The organism is Shinella sp. GW835-FHT14H05, assembly GCF_058793575.1.
Window position 1 is genome coordinate 112810 of record NZ_JBXAFY010000004.1, and the last position, 17338, is coordinate 130147.

Annotated in this window: 16 protein-coding genes and 1 tRNA gene; 10 read left to right on the plus strand and 7 right to left on the minus strand. The window is 63.5% G+C overall.

The features are described from left to right. Positions 1-145: 145 nt before the first annotated feature. Positions 146-868, minus strand: a complete 723-nt coding sequence (locus AC1Q6Z_RS15100; RefSeq protein WP_492648618.1) for a FadR/GntR family transcriptional regulator — start codon at positions 866-868, stop codon at positions 146-148. A gap of 234 nt (positions 869-1102) precedes the next feature. On the opposite strand from AC1Q6Z_RS15100, the gene AC1Q6Z_RS15105 reads away from it, so the two are divergent. After that, positions 1103-1834: an FkbM family methyltransferase gene (locus AC1Q6Z_RS15105; protein ID WP_256118022.1), complete on the plus strand. Its 732-nt coding sequence runs from the start codon at positions 1103-1105 to the stop codon at positions 1832-1834. A gap of 165 nt (positions 1835-1999) precedes the next feature. On the opposite strand, the gene AC1Q6Z_RS15110 is transcribed toward AC1Q6Z_RS15105, so the two are convergent. The 3 genes from AC1Q6Z_RS15110 to AC1Q6Z_RS15120 all read right to left on the minus strand — a co-directional run bounded on the left by AC1Q6Z_RS15110 (position 2000) and on the right by AC1Q6Z_RS15120 (position 5893). Then, positions 2000-2076 (minus strand) — tRNA-Arg (locus AC1Q6Z_RS15110). A gap of 135 nt (positions 2077-2211) precedes the next feature. Beyond that, positions 2212-3681, minus strand: coding sequence for a sensor histidine kinase (locus AC1Q6Z_RS15115; RefSeq protein ID WP_256118023.1), 1470 nt, complete (start codon positions 3679-3681; stop codon positions 2212-2214). Positions 3682-3886: 205 nt separating this feature from the next. After that, on the minus strand, positions 3887-5893 hold the full coding sequence (locus AC1Q6Z_RS15120) for a methyl-accepting chemotaxis protein (RefSeq protein WP_492648419.1): 2007 nt from the start codon (positions 5891-5893) through the stop codon (positions 3887-3889). Positions 5894-6319: 426 nt separating this feature from the next. Between AC1Q6Z_RS15120 and rpmH the strand changes: the two genes are divergently transcribed. The 5 genes from rpmH (at position 6320) to yihA (ending at position 10482) form a co-directional block, all read left to right on the plus strand. Then, positions 6320-6457 carry a 50S ribosomal protein L34 gene (gene rpmH / locus AC1Q6Z_RS15125; protein ID WP_083242913.1) on the plus strand — a complete coding sequence of 46 codons (138 nt, stop codon included), beginning with the start codon at positions 6320-6322 and terminating at the stop codon, positions 6455-6457. 33 nt (positions 6458-6490) lie between these two features. Further along, entirely contained in the window at positions 6491-6883 is a 393-nt protein-coding gene (gene rnpA / locus AC1Q6Z_RS15130) for a ribonuclease P protein component (protein WP_435266694.1), read from the plus strand. After that, a complete protein-coding gene (yidC, locus tag AC1Q6Z_RS15135; RefSeq protein ID WP_492648420.1) occupies positions 6883-8700 on the plus strand; it encodes a membrane protein insertase YidC in 1818 nt (605 codons plus the stop codon). The genes rnpA and yidC overlap by 1 nt, the downstream gene beginning before the upstream one ends. Before the next feature lie 165 nt (positions 8701-8865). Continuing rightward, on the plus strand, positions 8866-9777 hold the full coding sequence (locus AC1Q6Z_RS15140; protein ID WP_435266696.1) for a DMT family transporter: 912 nt from the start codon (positions 8866-8868) through the stop codon (positions 9775-9777). 51 nt (positions 9778-9828) lie between these two features. Further along, positions 9829-10482 (plus strand): ribosome biogenesis GTP-binding protein YihA/YsxC, encoded by a 654-nt coding sequence (gene yihA / locus AC1Q6Z_RS15145; protein ID WP_439614912.1) that lies wholly within the window; start codon positions 9829-9831, stop codon positions 10480-10482. A 2-nt stretch (positions 10483-10484) separates the two neighbouring features. On the opposite strand, the gene AC1Q6Z_RS15150 is transcribed toward yihA, so the two are convergent. Then, complete coding sequence (locus AC1Q6Z_RS15150; RefSeq protein WP_492648421.1) at positions 10485-11219, minus strand: anti-sigma factor; 735 nt, start codon at positions 11217-11219, stop codon at positions 10485-10487. A gap of 266 nt (positions 11220-11485) precedes the next feature. Here AC1Q6Z_RS15150 and argB point away from each other — a divergent pair, with 266 nt between their 5' ends. After that, positions 11486-12373: an acetylglutamate kinase gene (argB, locus tag AC1Q6Z_RS15155; protein WP_256118036.1), complete on the plus strand. Its 888-nt coding sequence runs from the start codon at positions 11486-11488 to the stop codon at positions 12371-12373. Here the strand turns inward: argB and AC1Q6Z_RS15160 are convergent, their stop codons facing one another. Then, positions 12374-13276 (minus strand): DMT family transporter, encoded by a 903-nt coding sequence (locus AC1Q6Z_RS15160; protein ID WP_492648422.1) that lies wholly within the window; start codon positions 13274-13276, stop codon positions 12374-12376. It abuts the gene before it with no gap. A 102-nt stretch (positions 13277-13378) separates the two neighbouring features. On the opposite strand from AC1Q6Z_RS15160, the gene AC1Q6Z_RS15165 reads away from it, so the two are divergent. After that, entirely contained in the window at positions 13379-14074 is a 696-nt protein-coding gene (locus AC1Q6Z_RS15165) for a pyrimidine 5'-nucleotidase (RefSeq protein WP_439614909.1), read from the plus strand. A gap of 190 nt (positions 14075-14264) precedes the next feature. Beyond that, the gene (locus AC1Q6Z_RS15170; RefSeq protein ID WP_492648423.1) at positions 14265-15215 is read left to right on the plus strand and encodes an EF-hand domain-containing protein; all 951 of its coding nucleotides are present in this window, start codon (positions 14265-14267) and stop codon (positions 15213-15215) included. Between the two features lie 187 nt (positions 15216-15402). Here the strand turns inward: AC1Q6Z_RS15170 and AC1Q6Z_RS15175 are convergent, their stop codons facing one another. Next, positions 15403-16302 carry an LOG family protein gene (locus tag AC1Q6Z_RS15175; RefSeq protein ID WP_435266701.1) on the minus strand — a complete coding sequence of 300 codons (900 nt, stop codon included), beginning with the start codon at positions 16300-16302 and terminating at the stop codon, positions 15403-15405. Positions 16303-16477: 175 nt separating this feature from the next. Between AC1Q6Z_RS15175 and dapD the strand changes: the two genes are divergently transcribed. Then, entirely contained in the window at positions 16478-17335 is an 858-nt protein-coding gene (gene dapD / locus AC1Q6Z_RS15180; RefSeq protein ID WP_492648424.1) for a 2,3,4,5-tetrahydropyridine-2,6-dicarboxylate N-succinyltransferase, read from the plus strand. Positions 17336-17338 lie beyond the last annotated feature (3 nt).

Genomic DNA, 17338 nt, shown 5'->3' on the forward strand with positions numbered 1-17338 from the left:
TCCAGGTTTCGCCGGTGCGGCCTCACCCATTCGCCCCTGCTTAGCGGAGCGGCGGGCGGTTTTGAAGCGAAGCGGTGCGGCGGCGGCCTTGCGCGCGGCATGAGCAAGGCAGGCCGTGGCATATCGGTCACGGCCGGCGGCCTTTTCAGACCTGTGGCGGCCCCAAAGCCTCCATCATCCGGTCCCGGCCAACGCGGATAACGTTTTCCATGGCGCGGCGGGCGCCGTCCTCGTCGCGGCGACGGATTTCCTCGACGATGCGCATATGGCTGGCCGCGACATCGCCGATCTTGCCGCGATCAGCGGCCGGCGAGCTCAGCTTGAAGACGCCGGCCAGCGCCGCCTCGATGAGGCTGCCGATGGTGCGCATGAAGGGGTTGCGCGAAGCTTCCATGACGGCGAGATGGAAGCGCAGGTCGGCGAGCGCCAGGCTTTCCGGCGTGTGATCCGGATCACCCATGGCGACGGCGAGCAGCATCATCTGGTTGATATCCGCCTCCACCGCGTGGCGCGCGGCCAAGGCTGCGGCATGCGGCTCGAAACCCAGGCGAATGTCGCTCAGGTGGATGAGGAAACCATCGTCAACGCCGACGGCGAAATGCCAGGTGAGGATGTCACCGTCGAAGAGGTTCCACTCGGCCTTCGGCATCACCCGCGTACCAATGCGTGCCCGCGGCACGATGAGCCCCTTGGCGGCAAGTGTCTTCATCGCCTCGCGCAGCACGGTGCGCGATACGCCAAAGCGCGCCTCCAGCTCCGCATCGCCCGGCAGCGTCGCACCGACCGCGAATTCGCCGGAAACGATCGCCTTGCCGAGCGCATCGACGACCTGCGAATGGCTGGAATGCGCCGCCGCACCGTTCATCATGGTTTCGAGCAGGCCCTTTTTGCGCACGGCTCCGCCCTCTTCGATGAAGGAACTCCTCAGCAGCTCACGTAAAACATCATATTATATTACTATCGTAAACCGCCAAATTTGATCCCGTCCGCTTTCCGCCCTTGCGACAGACAAGCCTCAGGTAAGTCGGCGCCCGTAAGGAGGAGTGAAAGATTGCCGTCGCCTTGAGCGCAACGGGAACTCGCCAGGACAAAGGAACCATGCATGCTCAAGACCGTACGGCACGTCTTCCAGAACCCATTCATCGCCAACGAATGCAATACGTTCGGCATCAATCCCGCGCCGATCCCGACGAACATCTACGAGACCTACGGGCAATGTAACGAGGACTTCATCGTCGAATCGGTTCTGCGCGCCCAGATGCGCCGCGCCGGCCGGTCGATGGACTCGATCCGCTACATCGAGATCGGCGCCAACCACCCGTTCCAGACGAGCGCGACCTACCTGCTCTACAAGCTCTACGGCGCCACGGGCGTGCTGGTGGAGGCGATTCCGTCGCTCGCCGAAACGCTGCAAAAGGCGCGCCCCAACGATACCGTCGTCAACTGCGCCATCAGCGTCTCGCACGAGAAGACGATCAAGCTGCACATCCACGAGAAGAACGAGCTGTCCTCCATTTCAACGGACCACATCTCGATGTTCCAGAATTTCGGCGGCACCGACAATATCGTCGAGTCCATCGAGTGCGAGAACATGCACATCAACGACTTCCTGAAGAAGCACTACGGCACGCATTGCGACTATCTCTCGGTCGACGTGGAAGGCCTCGACGCCGCCGTGCTTTCGGAAATGGACCACGTTTTCCAGCCCACCATTATCCAGTGCGAACACGAAGGCCGCTTCGAGGAATTCGTGCAGATCCTCAAACCCCGCGGCTACGGCTTCCTCGCCCACACGGACGTGAACTCGATCTTCATCAAGACCACGGTGATCTGACGCTCAACGCGACCAGCAATCGCGAGCGAGACTGAGAAGGGTCCGGATTCGGACCCTTTTTCTTTTCTGAGTACCGTCAAGACGCTGACTAAGATCAACGTTGCTACAATCCGGTGACTTTGGTGGGAGGAATCTAAGACCAGATTATTCGATCTGGAAAAGAAATGGCGCACCCGAAGAGATTCGAACTCCTGACCCCCAGATTCGTAGTCTGGTGCTCTATCCAGCTGAGCTACGGGTGCGCTGGCAACAAGGCGTCTACTGCCCGGCTGCGAGGCGGTTCCTAAAGGGATCGCCGGCTTATTGCAAGCGGATTTCTGAGAAAAGATGTACTTTTTTCATCGTGCCGTCACATGCCGCCCGCAACGCCCGGGCGATCAGGCCCGGTGGCGGAAGGCGTCGAGGGGGACGGGGCGGTCGGGCAACTCGATGCGGAACAGCGTGCCGGGCGTTGCCTTTTCCACAAGCGCGATTGTGCCGCCGTGCGCGAGCACCAGTTCGCGGGCGATCGCAAGGCCAAGGCCGGTGCCGCCGGAGCGCACGGAGCCGCGGAAGGCGGCGAAGAGGTTGTCGCGCGCCTTGGCGGGCATGCCGGGGCCGTTGTCGTCGATGGCGATCGACACCACGCTGCCGGTGCGAAGCCCCGTGACGAGCACGGTGCGGCGGTCGGCGGCGGTATCCTGCGCCAGAGCCTCCACCGCGTTGCGGCAAAGATTGTGGATGACGCGGAAGAGCTGCTCGCTATCTGCATCGACCTGAAGGCCGGGCTCGACCTGAAGCACGAACTCGATATCGCCGCGCGCATCGATCGCCAGCACCTCCGAGACCTCCTGCACCAGCGGGCGCAGGGCTACGAAGCGGCGACGCGGCTCCGGCTCGCGCATGCGGCCGTAGGACAGCACCTCGTTCGTATAGCCCACCGCCCGGTCGATGCTGCGCAGAAGTTTTGGCGCGACGCGCTTGACCACCGGGTCGTCGACATCCGACAGGCGATCGGACATCAGCTGGGCGGAGGACAGGATGTTGCGCATGTCGTGGTTGATCTTCGACACGGCGAGGCCGAGGTCGGCGAGGTTCTTCTGTTCCTTCAACGTGCGTTGCAGCGTCTGCTGCATGGCCGCGAGGTGAATGCCGGCCACCGCGATCTCGTCGCGCCCGCCGGAGGGTTTCAGCACGCGGGCGGGGTTGGACGGATCGGCGGCGAATTCCTGGATGTTCGCCGTCATGCGGCGCATCGGGCGGATCAGCAGGCGGTTGAGCGCGAAGAAGATGGGGCTCGCGGTGACCAGCGAGATGATCATCGACAGGATGAAGACGTTGCGCGCATAGCCGAGCATGGCGCGGCGCAGCGCGCGTTCGTCGAGCAGGAGTTCGATGCGCGTGCTCGATTCGCCGACCGGGCCATAGACGCGGATGACGCGGTCGCCGCCGAAGATCAGCGTGTCGAAGGCGTCGTAGACGGCGGTGAGCGTCGAAACGTCCGAGAGGTCATATTCCGCATCGATGCTCGGCGGCATCTCGACGGCGGCGACCATGCGCGAGGCGTCCTGCTTCTTCAGGATGATCGCCTTGGCGCCGGTCGCCATCAGCGTCTCCTGCTGCACGGCGCGCGGCAGTTCCTGGTCCGGCAGGCCTTCGATGACGACGCTGGCGGCGGCCGCCGTGTTCAGGCGGTCGCGCAGCCATTGCAGGCGCATATTGGCGACCGAGGGCACGAAGATCAGCACTTCCGCGATCATGACGAAGACGGCGGTGAGGAGGAGCAGCCTGCCCGAAAGCCCGGACAGGAAGCCGACCGCCGGCACCGGCGTCTCGGTCAAGGACGGCGTCCCGTCTCTGTCCACCATGACTCAACTCCTGGACACGCCGCAGAACGGCAAACGGCGTCGCCATCCGAGGATCGACGACGCATTTTCGGCATCAGCCAATAGCCAATCATAGGAGATTACGGCAATTTTTCCAACGCCGTTGCAGGCCGCAATAAAAAGCGCGGCGATCCAACGACCGCCGCACCCGGGTTATAAGAATCCCGCCGGGGAATCCGGCTATCGATCAGAACTCTTCCCAGTTCTCCTGCGCGACGGCCGCCGTTGCGGTGGCGCGGCTGCCGCCGAAGGCGCGGGTGACGTTGCCGATCATGCGGCGGGCCGGTGATTCGACCGGGCGGGTATCGGCCCGTGCCGGCGCCATGCGCTGTACGGTGTCGCCGGTGCGGAAGCGCGCCATGAGATCGGCCAGGCTGTCGGCCTCGCTTTTCAGCTTGTGCGTGGCGGCGGAGGTTTCCTCCACCATCGCAGCATTGTGCTGGGTGACCTGATCCATCTGGTTGATGGCGGTGCTGATTTCCTGCAGGCCCGTCGCTTGCTCGCGGGCGGCGGTGGCGATCGCGTGGATGCGGTCGTTGATGGTGACGACGCGGGTTTCGATGTCCGAAAGCGCCAAACCGGTTTCCTGCACATATTTCACGCCGACGGCCACTTCGCTGCCGGACTTGGTGATGAGGCCCTTGATGTCCTTCGCGGCGCTTGCGGCGCGCTGCGCCAGTTCGCGCACTTCCTGCGCGACGACGGCAAAGCCCTTGCCGGCCTCACCGGCGCGGGCCGCCTCGACGCCGGCATTGAGCGCCAGCAGGTTGGTCTGGAAGGCGATCTCGTCGATCACCGAGATGATCTGGCTGATTTCGTTCGAGGCCTGCTCGATGCGGCTCATCGCACCGATGGCGTTGCGCACGATATCGCCGGACTGTTTTGCGCTCCGCGTCGCCTCGCCGACCATGCTGGTCGCCTCGTTCGCCCGCTCCGTCGAATTCTTGACGGCGGCGGTGATCTCTTCCAGCGCGGCGGAGGTTTCTTCCAGTGCTGCGGCCTGCTGCTCGGTGCGCTTGGAGAGGTCGTCGGAAGCGGTGCGCAATTCGCCGGAATTGGCGTTGATCGCGTCCGTCGAGGCGCGCACCTCGCGCATGGTGCGCTGGAGGGTGGCGAAGGTAGCGTTGACGTTCTGCTGCAATTCGGCGAAGGCGCCGCGGAACGTGCCGTCCATGGTCTGCGTCAGGTCGCCTTCGGCCAGCGCGCCGATGACGCGACGGGTTTCGGCAATGCCCTCCTCGACGCCGGCAACGAGTTCGTTGACGCTGCGGGCGAAGCGGTTGAGGTCCTCGTTCTGGTAGTCCTTGCCGATGCGCGAGGAGAAATCGCCGGCGGCGGCGGCATGCACGACGGTGGCGATGGACGACTGGAGGTCGGCGCTCTTTTCGCGCAGCACCTGCTCCTGGGCGTTGAGGTCGCGCACGGTGATGGCGTTCTGGCGGAAAATCGCGACGGCGCCGGCCATTTCGCCGATCTCGTCCTTGCGGCCGGCATAGGGCACCTCGGTGTCGAGGTCGCCGCCGGCAAGACGGTTCATTGTGTGCGTGACGTTCTGGATCGGGCGGCTCAGCTCGTTGGTCGCGATGTAGAAGGCTGCGCCGCCGCCGATGAGCAGGCCGGCGCCGACTGTGCCGAGCACCAGCGTGAGCATGAGGGTCTCGAAGGCGGCGATATCGGCCTTGATCGCGGTCAGGTTCTCGTTGTCCGTCTGGACGACGGCATCGATTTCCTTCTGGAAGGCCTTGCGGTTGGCGCGGTTGAGCTCGTTGTTGCCCTGTTCGTTGGCGGCGGCGATCGAGACCGTCGTGCCGAGGCGGGCGGTTTCCGTGCGGAAGGTGCGGAATTCGGCGGAGCGCGCGACGACGGCGTCGAAGGCGGGCTTCTGCTCCGCCGGCACGATCGGCTGCCATTCCTTCAGCGTCTCGTCGATGCCGTTCAGTTCCTTGGCGATGCCTTCGGCGAATTTCTGCGCGCCTTCCATATCCTTGGAGGCGTAGATGCCGCGGGCTTCCATCACCACGGCAGTGACCTGGCGGTTCAGGTGCTCGCCGAGGAAGGCGCGGTCGGCGGCATTCTCATACTGGTGGAGCTTCTCGCTGAACTCCGAGACCACATGCACGGCGATACCGCCGATGCAGACGGAGATGAGGCCCATCACGCCCACGATGAGGTAAATCTTGCCGCGTATCTTCACGTCGAACTCCAAAAGGCACGGATACAGGATCGACAAAACGGCACGCCCGTTCTGTCCGTGGAGATGAACGGTAAACGCTAAAGGTTAATTAGATTTTGAGGGAACCCGCTCAAACGGGAGGCGAGTGAATTTCCGCTAATATTCTGAAGTACAAAATTTCCCAAGAAAATCAGGCGATTTTCCTTACGTAAGGTGAGGCAAACATGACGATCTGCACGTCGCGCTCAACCGCAGGTGGCCGACGTTTTAACGATTGTGACAGTTAAGGCCGTGGTCCGCCGGCAATTGACTTTCCCCCGGCTTTGCCCTTATAAGCCGCGCACGTCTGGAAACTGCCTTCCCGCGAGGGCCGGGCTGTGCCGGACTTTGAACGCTGCTTGCGTTAACGCAAACCCAAGAAGGGCCGCACACCGCGGTATTAAATAAATGACCAAGCGTACCTACCAACCCTCCAAGCTTGTTCGCAAGCGTCGTCACGGCTTCCGTGCCCGCATGGCTACCAAGGGCGGCCGCAAGGTTCTGTCCGCACGCCGTGCACGCGGCCGCGCAAGCCTCTCGGCCTAAGGCCGTGAATGCCCGGAACCGAGGCGACGGGCAATGACGAAAACTGTTAGACAATCTGCTGTCGGACGGCTGAAAAGCCGTCCGCAGTTTCTTTTTGTGCGCGAGGGAGAGAAGCGCAGGGGATCGCTGTTCCTTCTCGAAGTGCGCGACCGGCAGATGCCGGACGAACAGCCCCGCGTCGGCTTTACCGTTACCAAGAAACACGGCAATGCCGTGGAACGCAATCGCATGCGGCGGCGCCTGAAAGAGGCGGTGCGGCTATCCGCCGGGTTTGCAATGGAGCCCGGACACGACTATGTGGTTGTCGCCAGACGGGACGTGTTGCACGCGCCGTTCAAAACCCTTGTGGCCGGTCTCAAGGAGAGGATCGCGACAAGGCAGAAACAGAAGCAGCAGCAGCGCCCTGCTGCTCCCGGGAAAGAGTGATGGAAAACAACCGCAATTATTTCGTGGCGATCGCGCTGTCCGTGCTGATCCTCGTTGCCTGGCAGTTCCTCTATGTGAACCCGAAGCTTGAAAAGGACCGCGCCGCGCTCGAAGCGCAGCAGGCCCAGAGCGGGCAGACGACCACTGCCGGCGGCACGACCACGACGGGTACGGGCACGGCGACTGGAACGGGCACGGCGACGAGCGGCGCGCTGCCGGGCGGTGCCGCGACGGCCACCACGACCGAGACGCGCGAGGCAGCCCTTGCCAAGTCCGCCCGCGTCGAAATCGACACGCCTTCGCTTTCCGGTTCCATCGCGCTCACCGGTTCCCGCTTCGACGACCTGAAGCTCAAGGGCTTCCACCAGACCGTCGACAAGTCGAGCCCGATCATCACCCTGCTCAGCCCGGCCGAAGCCGAACACGGCTACTTCGCCGAAATCGGCTATGTCGGCAGCGAGACGACCGGCCAGGTTCCCGGCCCGCAGACCGTCTGGACGCAGGACGGCACCGGCAAGCTGACGCAGACCACCCCGGTCAAGCTCACCTATACCAACGACAAGAACATCACTTTCACCCGCACGATCTCGGTCGACGAACATTACATGTTCACGATCGCCGACAGCATCGAGAACCGCACGGAAGCGGCAATCGCGCTGTCGCCCTACGGCCGCTCGACGCGCTTCTTCAAGCCGACCGAACCGTCCGTCTACGTGCTGCACGAAGGCTTCATCGGCGTGCTCGGCAATCTCGGCCTGCATGAGGTGAAGTACACCACGACCGAGGAAGACACGACGGTTGCGCCCGGCAAGGCGACCGGCGGCTGGCTCGGCATCACCGACAAATATTGGGCGACGGCCATCGTGCCGCCGCAGGCGACGCCCTACGAGACGCGCTTCTCCTACTTCAAGGACGGCCGCCCGCGCTACCAGGCGGATTACCGCCAGGACGACATTTCCATTGCACCCGGCCAGACGATCGAGGTGAAGAACCTGTTCTTCGGCGGCGCCAAGGAAGTGCCGATCATCGACCAGTACGAGACGTCCTACGCCATTCCGCAGTTCGACCTGATGATCGACTGGGGCTGGTTCTGGTTCTTCACCAAGCCGATGTTCCAGCTGATGGACTTCTTCTTCCGCTACTTCGGCAATTTCGGCATCGCGATCCTGATCACCACGATCGTCGTCAAGGGCCTGTTCTTCCCGCTTGCCAACAAGCAGTACGCCTCCATGGCGAACATGAAGAAGATGCAGCCGAAGATGGAGGAGCTGAAGGCCAAGCACGGCGACGACCGCATGGCGCTGCAGCAGGCGACGATGCAGCTCTACAAGGAAGAGAAGATCAATCCGCTGGCGGGCTGCTGGCCGATCCTCCTGCAGATCCCGGTCTTCTTCGCGCTCTACAAGGTCATCTACGTCACGATCGAGATGCGGCATGCGCCGTTCTTCGGCTGGATCCAGGATCTTTCCGCGCCTGATCCGACGTCGCTGTTCAACCTGTTCGGCCTGCTGCCCTACGACGTGCCGCACTTCCTGATGATCGGCGTCTGGCCCATCATCATGGGCATCACGATGTTCCTGCAGATGCGCATGAACCCGACGCCGCCGGATCCGACCCAGGCGATGATCTTCACCTGGATGCCGCTGATCTTCACCTTCATGCTGGCGACCTTCCCGGCCGGCCTCGTGATCTACTGGGCCTGGAACAACACGCTCTCGATCATCCAGCAGGCGATCATCATGAAGCGCCAGGGCGTGAAGATCGAACTCTTCGACAATCTCAAGGGATTGTTCGGGAAAAAAGCCGGATCACCCTGACGGCCCTTCCGACGTAACATCAGAAACCCCGGCCTTGCGCCGGGGTTTTCTTTTGCCGTTTTTTTATGCACGGCCCGCTTGCGACATCGTCTCGTCGCTGGCATGGAAGCGCCGCAGGCGCGGCTTCTGGCATGCTTGCGACAATCCCGAACCTGCGAGCGCCCCATGTCCGCCTCATCGCTTCCGCTCACCCCCACCGTTCCGGACAGCCGGGGGCAGGGGTATGGCGCCGCCCTGGTGCTCGGCTCCGCCGTCGTGTGGAGCTTTGGCGGCACGCTGGCGCGGTTTCTCACCATCGAGGACGGCTGGATCGTTGTCTTCTGGCGCTCGCTCTTCGCCGCCCTCTTCCTGCTCGGCTTCATGCTGGTGCGCGACGGGCCGCGCGGCACGGTGCAGCTCTTCAAGGGCATGGGCCTGGCCGGCGTCGCGGTCGGCGTCTGTTTCGCGGTCGCCTCCACCGCCTTCATCCTCGCGCTCGCCTATACGACGGTCGCAAACGTCGTGCTGATCCAAGCCGGCGTGCCGCTGATCGCGGCGCTGATGGCCTGGCTGCTCTTTCGCGAGCGGATCGCCCTCCACACCTGGATCGCGATTGCGGCCGTGATCGGCGGCGTCGCCATCATGGTCTCGGAATCGCTCGGCGGCAGCGTCTCGATGATGGGCGACGCGCTCGCCATCCTCATCGCCTTCGCCTTTGCCACCGCGACGATCATCACGCGACGCTTTGCGCATGTGCGCATGACGCCCGCCGTCTTTCTCGGCACGGTCATCGCCTGCCTGACGGCGGCAAGCCAGGCCTCCGGCTTTGCCGTGACGGCAAGCGAGCTCGGCATCCTCATCGTCTTCGGCGCGCTCAATTTCGGCCTCGGCCTTGCGCTCTTCGTCACCGGCGCGCGCCTCATCCCGTCCGCCCTTGCGGCCCTGCTCGGCACGGCCGAGACCGTGCTGGGACCTCTCTGGGTGGCCGTCATCCATGGCGAAATCCCCGGTCTGAGGACCGTCATCGGCGGTGTGATCGTGCTAGCGGCGCTGCTTTGTTATCTCGGCGTGGAGCTCTGGCGCCAGCGCCGCGCTTGACTTTCGCGGCCAAAACCCGGAAGCGGGGGGCTGACAACAAAGGCGAGATTTATGACCGAGACGACATCCCCGGACGACAAGCCGCTGTTCGGCAGGCCGTGGATCTTCATCCGCGGCGTGCCGGCCATGAAGTTCCTGCCGCCGGAAGGCCCGGCCGAGGTCGCCTTTGCCGGGCGGTCGAATGTCGGGAAATCGTCGCTGATCAACGCGCTCGTCGGCCACAAGGGCCTGGCGCGCACCTCGAACACACCCGGCCGCACGCAGGAACTCAACTATTTCGTTCCGGACGGGTTTTCGGGGGCGGAAGGCGACCTGCCGCCGATGGCGCTCGTCGACATGCCCGGCTACGGCTATGCGCAGGCGCCGAAGGAACAGGTCGACAACTGGACCAAGCTCGTCTTCGATTACCTGCGCGGACGCTCGACGCTGAAGCGCGTCTATGTGCTGATCGACAGCCGCCACGGCGTCAAGCCGAACGACGAGGAAGTCTTTGCCCTGCTCGACAAGGCCGCCGTCTCCTACCAGCTTGTGCTGACCAAGACCGACAAGATCAAGGATGTCGGCGTGCCGCGCCTCGTCGAGGAAACGCTGCTGAAGATCAAGAAGCGCCCGGCCGCCTATCCGGAGGTGCTGGCCACCTCATCGGAAAAGGGCCGCGGGCTCGATAGCCTGCGCAGCGCCATCATCACCGCCATCCAGCGCTAAGCTCAATCAAAACGAGCTGAACCCGAAGCAATAACCGGGCCGGTGACGCTGCCGGTCTGCGAGCCGCCGAAGGGCTCGACGCTGACGGCAAGCTGGGCGCCCTGCACGAGGCGGGTGCGCATCTCCGCCGGCACCGCAAGTTCACCCTCGCCGGTCTGCGGCAGCACGCCGAGCGAGACCGGTGCCCTGCCCTCCTGCGTCAGCCACAGTTCCAGCGACTTTTCCTTCTCCTTGCCGCCGGCGACGGGGGTGATGCGGATCGCGCCACTCGTGTCGTCGTAGCGCACCACCAGATTGACCGCCGCCCCCTCGCCCGTGAGATCCGCAACCAGCCGGCCGCCGCTCATCGGGCGCGGCGCCAGGAGCGCGCTCATCGAGAAGGCGAGCCCGGCGGTCACGGCGAAGGAGGCGAGGGCGAAGGCCCGCCAGAAGGCGAGCGAGCCCCAGCAGCCGCCGGCGACCTTGCCGGAAAACGCGGCGTCGCGCATATCCGCGCCGAGCAGGCGCTGCTCCATCGGGGAACGGGCGCGCGGCGGCAGGTGCAGGGCCTCGTAGTCGTCGTTGAAGGTGGAGAGGTTTTCTTCCCACCGGTTTACCATGGCGGCGAACTGGCGATCCTTCGCCAGCCGCGCCTCGACCTTGCGGCGGTCTTCGGCGGAAAGCACCCCGAGCACATATTCGCCGGCGATCACCTCGTCGCGGCGGGGGTCTCTCATGTCTTTGTCAGGCGCCGTCATCGGCTCATGCACTCTCTCGATTTCGACCGGTTCCCATCAGGCGCGGTCCTCGTCTTGCCTATATAAGCATGCAGGCGCGGTTTTGCTCATGAAACGAACGAGCAGCGCATCATATTCCCCATCGGCTTTCGTTGCCACCGATCCGGCATTGCGACGGGCCATCCTTTCTTCTTTTTCTCCCCCTTGGCCGCATTGTGGCCGACGGATCATTCCATCGTCACAAAACATGCGTTAAACAGGCGCCCACCCATTCCCACGAGGCCGCCATGTCCCTATCCGAAAGCGAAACCCAAGCCCGCCTTCTCGCGCAAGCCCTGCCCTACATGCAGCGCTACGAGAACAAGACCATCGTGGTGAAATATGGCGGCCACGCCATGGGCAATGCGGAACTCGGCAAGGCTTTCGCAAGCGACGTGGCGCTGCTCAAGCAATCCGGCGTCAACCCGATCGTCGTGCATGGCGGCGGCCCGCAGATCGGCGCCATGCTGACCAAGATGGGCATCGAATCGAAATTCGAAGGGGGTCTGCGCGTCACTGACCAGAAGACGGTGGAGATCGTCGAGATGGTGCTTGCCGGCTCGATCAACAAGGAGATCGTCGCGCTCATCAACCAGACGGGCGAATGGGCGATCGGGCTCTGCGGCAAGGACGGCAACATGGTCTTCGCCGAAAAGGCCAAGAAGACCGTCATCGACCCGGACAGCAATATCGAGCGCATCCTCGATCTCGGCTTCGTCGGCGAAGTGGTGGAAGTCGACCGCACGCTGATCGACCTGCTGGCGAAATCCGAAATGATCCCGGTCATCGCCCCGGTGGCGCCCGGCCGCGACGGCCACACCTACAACATTAACGCCGACACTTTTGCCGGTGCCATCGCTGGCGCGCTGAACGCCACGCGCCTGCTCTTCCTCACCGACGTGCCGGGCGTGCTCGACAAGAACGGCCAGCTCATCAAGGAGCTTTCGGTCGCGCAGGCCCGCGAACTCATCAAGGACGGCACGATTTCCGGCGGCATGATCCCCAAGGTCGAGACCTGCATCGACGCCATCAAGGCGGGCGTTCAGGGCGTCGTCATCCTCAACGGCAAGACCGCGCATTCCGTGCTGCTCGAAATCTTCACGGAGCACGGCGCCGGCACGCTGATCGTGCCCTGATTACCAGAACAGAAGCCCGAGGATGCCGCAGACGATCAGCAGGCATCCCACCACTTCCGTGCGGTTCACCCGTTCGTGGAAGAGGAAATACGAGGCCATGAAGGTGAAGACCAGCTCGATCTGGCCGAGCGCACGCACATAGGCGACCTGCTGGAGGCTCATCGCGGTGAACCAGCAGGCCGAGCCCAGCACGCCGGCAATGCCGACCAGCGCGGAGGAGCGCCAGCTTTTCAGCACCTGAACGATCTCGTTCTTGTCCTTCCATAACATCCAGACCAGCATGAAGGCGGTCTGGAAGGTCGTGACGCAGGCGAGCGTAACCGCGGCATTCATGATCGGGCCGGGGCCGTCCAGCGACAGGGACGCGCTGCGGTAAGCGACCGCCGAGACGCCGAAGACGGCGCCCGAGGCGATACCGATCAGCGCGGTGCGGCTGCTCAGGGCGGCGAATGTGTTGCGCCAGGAGAGCGGCGCGCGGGCGACCGAGATCAGCATCACGCCGATGACGCCGACCACGATGGCGATGACGGCGCCGAAGGTGATGCGCTCGCCGAGCAGCACGAAGCCGAAGATCGCCGCCTGCACCGGCTCCGTCTTGGAATAGGCGGTGCCGACGGCAAAATTCCTGAGCGAGAACAGGTAGACCAGCAGCATGGTCGCAAAGATCTGCGCGAGGCCGCCGATGACCGCCCAAAACGCGAAGGTCCAGTTGAGCACCGGGAAGGCGAAGCCGACGATCCAGTGCAGCACCACCACATAGAGGATCGCCAGCGGAAAGCCGTAGCCGAAGCGCACGAAGCTCGCGCCGCGCGTGCCGAGCTTGCCCTGAAGGTGCTTTTGCAGGGCCGAGCGCAGGTTTTGCAGGAAGGCGGCGGCGATGGTGATGGGGATCCAGAGTTCCATGCCCTGCCGCTAGCATGCGGGCCGGACCAAATCCATCACCCGCGCCGTCCGCCACGGAAAATTCCGTTTCCCTCGGCTGTGGCCCGTGTCATAAGACGGCCCATGACCGACCTTCCGAGCAAAGCCGACTTCGCCCATGTGCGTGACTGGGTCTTCGACCTGGACAACACGCTCTATCCGCATCACGTCGATCTCTTCGCCCAGATCGACAAGAACATGACGGCTTACGTCTCGGCGCTGCTCGGGCTTTCGCGCGAAGACGCGCGGGCCTTGCAGAAGCAATATTATTTCGAGCACGGCACAACGCTGCAGGGCCTGATGCTGCACCATGGCGTCGACCCGACGGACTTCCTCGAAAAGGCGCATGCCATCAACTACGAGGTCCTGGCGCCCGACGTCGACCTCGGCGAGGCGATCAAGGCCCTGCCCGGCCGCAAGTTCATCTTCACCAATGGCAGCGTGAAACATGCCGAGATGGCGGCGCGTGCGCTCGGCATCTTCGACCATTTCGACGACGTCTTCGATATCGTTGCGGCGGAATATGTGCCGAAGCCGGCGGGTGCGACCTATGACAAGTTCATGGCGCTGCATCGGGTGGACACGAACCATGCCGTGATGTTCGAGGACCTGCCGCGCAACCTGCTGGTGCCCAAGACGCTCGGTATGAAGACCGTGCTCTTGACGCCGCGCGACGAGCATCACGAGTTCGCCGATGCCTGGGAAAAGCGCTCCGACGCGGACCAGCACATCGACTACATGACCTCGGACCTGACGGGTTTCCTCAAGGCGCTGCTCTAAATTTTTTTGCCGCATTATCCGACGCCGAAGCGATGCCGCTTCGGCTGGAAATGTTCTAGCCCGCCACATTCCGGACACGGAAAAAACCCTTATTCGTCAAAAGGTTGAATTACCAATTTGTAACTGGCGCAAGCCGGCGTTCTCCCTATCCTGCCATCAGGGACGATGATGGATGGACAAGGAAACGACCATGACTGGAAAAGAACTTCTCCTCGGCGCCGTTGCGGCCGGACTTCTTCTTTCGGGCGCCACCGCCCCCGCTTTCGCCGCCAAGGGCGAAGGCAAACATGGCCAGCGCGGCGCTGCCATGATCGAGCGCCTCGACGACAACAAGGACGGCAAGGTCTCGCTCGACGAGTTCAAGACGAATGTTTCGGCGACCTTCAAGACCTTCGATGCCGACGGCAATGGCCAGGTGACGAAGGACGAGATCAAGGCCCGCCGCGATGCCTTCCGGCAGGCCCGCAAGGCCGTACGCGATGCGGCCGGTGCCGACAAGGATAAGGCGATCGAGGCGCTGCGCGCTGCAGGCCCCATTATGCTGCCGGGTGCCGGTCGCATGTTCGACCGCGCCGATACCGACAAGAACGGCACGCTCTCCGAAGCGGAGGTTCTTGCTTCCGCGCAAACCATCTTCGAACGCCGCGATCGCAACAAGGATGGCGCCCTCGATATGGCCGATGCCGGCCAGCAAAAGGGCAAGGGCCATCACGGCAAGAACCGTGAGGATCGCGCCGAACGCATGCTGAAGCGCCTCGACGCCAACAGCGATGGCAAGCTCTCCCAGGACGAGATGCTGACACGCGCCTCGCAGACCTTCGAGCGCTTCGACACGGACAAGAACGGCGAGGTGACGAAGGCCGAGGTCGATGCGAAGCGTGACGCCTTCCGCGATGCCCGCAAGGCGTTCAGCGAGGTCAAGACGACAGACGGCGAAGCCCGGCAGGAAGCCCGCAAGGCGCTGCGCGACGCCCGCATGGACCGCATGGGCAGCCGCATGTTCGAGCGCGCCGACGCCGACAAGAACGGCACGCTGACCAAGGCGGAAATGGAAACGGCGGCCGCCACCATGTTCAAGCAGCGCGACGCCAACGGCGACGGCTTCATCACCGCCGACGAAATGGGCAGGCGCGGCAAATAATCAGCACGACCAACTCAAAACGCCCCGGTCGATTGCCGGGGCGTTTTTTTTGGAAGCCGTCCCTCCCCACCACGTCATCCTCGGGCTTGACCCGAGGATCTATAGGCGTCTGCGGCGTGGATGCTCGGGTCAAGCCCGAGCATGACGGAGGTGAGGTGGCGGTCCGGCCAAAACCGGTTCGTCTGTCTCAGCCGTGCGCCGCAGCGACGGCGACGCTTTCGGCTTCCAGCTTCTCGTAGAAGTCGACGATGATGTTCCAGGCCTCGTCGGCCGTCTCGACGAACTGCATCAATTCAACATCTCCTGGCGCGATCGTGCCGAAGGCGGCGAGCGCGTCGAAATCGATGATCTTGTGCCAGAATTCCTTGCCGAACAGGATGAGCGGCACCAGCGCCATGCGTCCCGTCTGCATCAACGTCACCGTCTCGAACAGCTCGTCGAGCGTGCCGAAGCCGCCCGGAAACACCGTGACCGCCTTGGCGCGGAGCAGGAAATGCATCTTGCGGATCGCGAAATAGTGGAAGTTGAAGCTGAGCTCCGGCGTCACATAGGGGTTCGGCGCCTGCTCGTGCGGCAGCACGATGTTGAGGCCGATCGACGGCGCGCCGACATCGGCCGCGCCGCGATTGCCCGCCTCCATGACGCCCGGCCCGCCGCCGGTGACGACGACATATTCCTTGTAGTCCAGTTCCGCCGACCGCTCGGAACACATGCGCGCGAATTTGCGGGCTTCCTCGTAATAGACCGAGGCGGCTTCGAGATTGGCGCGCTGGGTCTCGTTGCGCGCCGCCCAGGCGTCCTGGCCGGGGGCGGGAATGCGCGCCCCGCCGAACATCACGACGGTCGACTTGATGCCGCGCTCGGCGAGCATCATCTCGACCTTCAACAGTTCGAGCTGGAGGCGCACCGGGCGCAGTTCCTCGCGGCAGAGGAAATCGTCGTCGACATAAGCGAGGCGGTAAGCGGGGTTCGCCGATTGCGGCGTCTGCGGCACGACGGAGGCACGGTGCTTGTCCTGCGCGCTGTCGGCCAACGGGTCCCAGACGCCGTCCTTGCGGCGCAGGTTCTTCTTCTTCAGTTTTGCCATGTCACTTTCCTGCTTTTCCGTCCTACGGGATTACCATTTCGCCCGTGCGACAGTATCTGCCGGAAAGGGGCTTCATCTTTCCCGGCACTTGCTCTAGAGCATTTTTTAGATTGATGAAATCAACCTTCCGGCATCCCGACCATCGAAAATAAGCGTCGAAGTTTAAGGAATTCCGATGAGCACGTCCAACCTGTCCGCCCTTTCCGCAACCATCGACCGCGCCTTCGAGGAACGGGACGGCATTTCCACCGGCACGCGCGGCGAAATCCGCGATGCGGTGGAGACTGCGCTGAACCTGCTCGACACCGGCAAGGTGCGCGTCGCCGAGCGCGGCGAGGACGGCAACTGGACGGTCAACCAGTGGCTCAAGAAGGCCGTGCTGCTCTCCTTCCGCCTCAACCCGATGGAAATCGTCAAGGGTGGGCCTGGCGAATCCTCCTGGTGGGACAAGGTGCCCTCCAAGTTCGATGGCTGGAGCGTCAACGAATTCGAGAAGGCCGGCTTCCGCGCCGTGCCGAACTGCGTCGTGCGCCGCTCGGCCTATATCGCGCCGAACGCCATCCTGATGCCCTCCTTCGTCAATCTCGGCGCCTATGTCGGCGAAGGCACGATGGTCGATACCTGGGCGACGGTCGGCTCCTGCGCGCAGATCGGCAAGCATGTGCATCTGTCCGGCGGCGTCGGCATCGGCGGCGTGCTGGAGCCGATGCAGGCTGGCCCGACGATCATCGAGGACAATTGCTTCATCGGCGCCCGCTCGGAAGTCGTCGAAGGCTGCATCGTGCGTGAAGGCTCCGTGCTCGGCATGGGCGTCTTCATCGGCAAGTCGACCAAGATCGTCGACCGCGCGACCGGCGAAGTCTCCTACGGCGAAGTGCCGCCCTATTCCGTCGTCGTCGCGGGCTCCATGCCGTCGGACAAGACCATGCCGAACGGCCTGCCGGCCCCCGGCCTCTACTGCGCCGTCATCGTCAAGCGCGTCGATGCGCAGACCCGCTCGAAGACCGGCATCAACGAACTTCTGAGGGACTGAGCC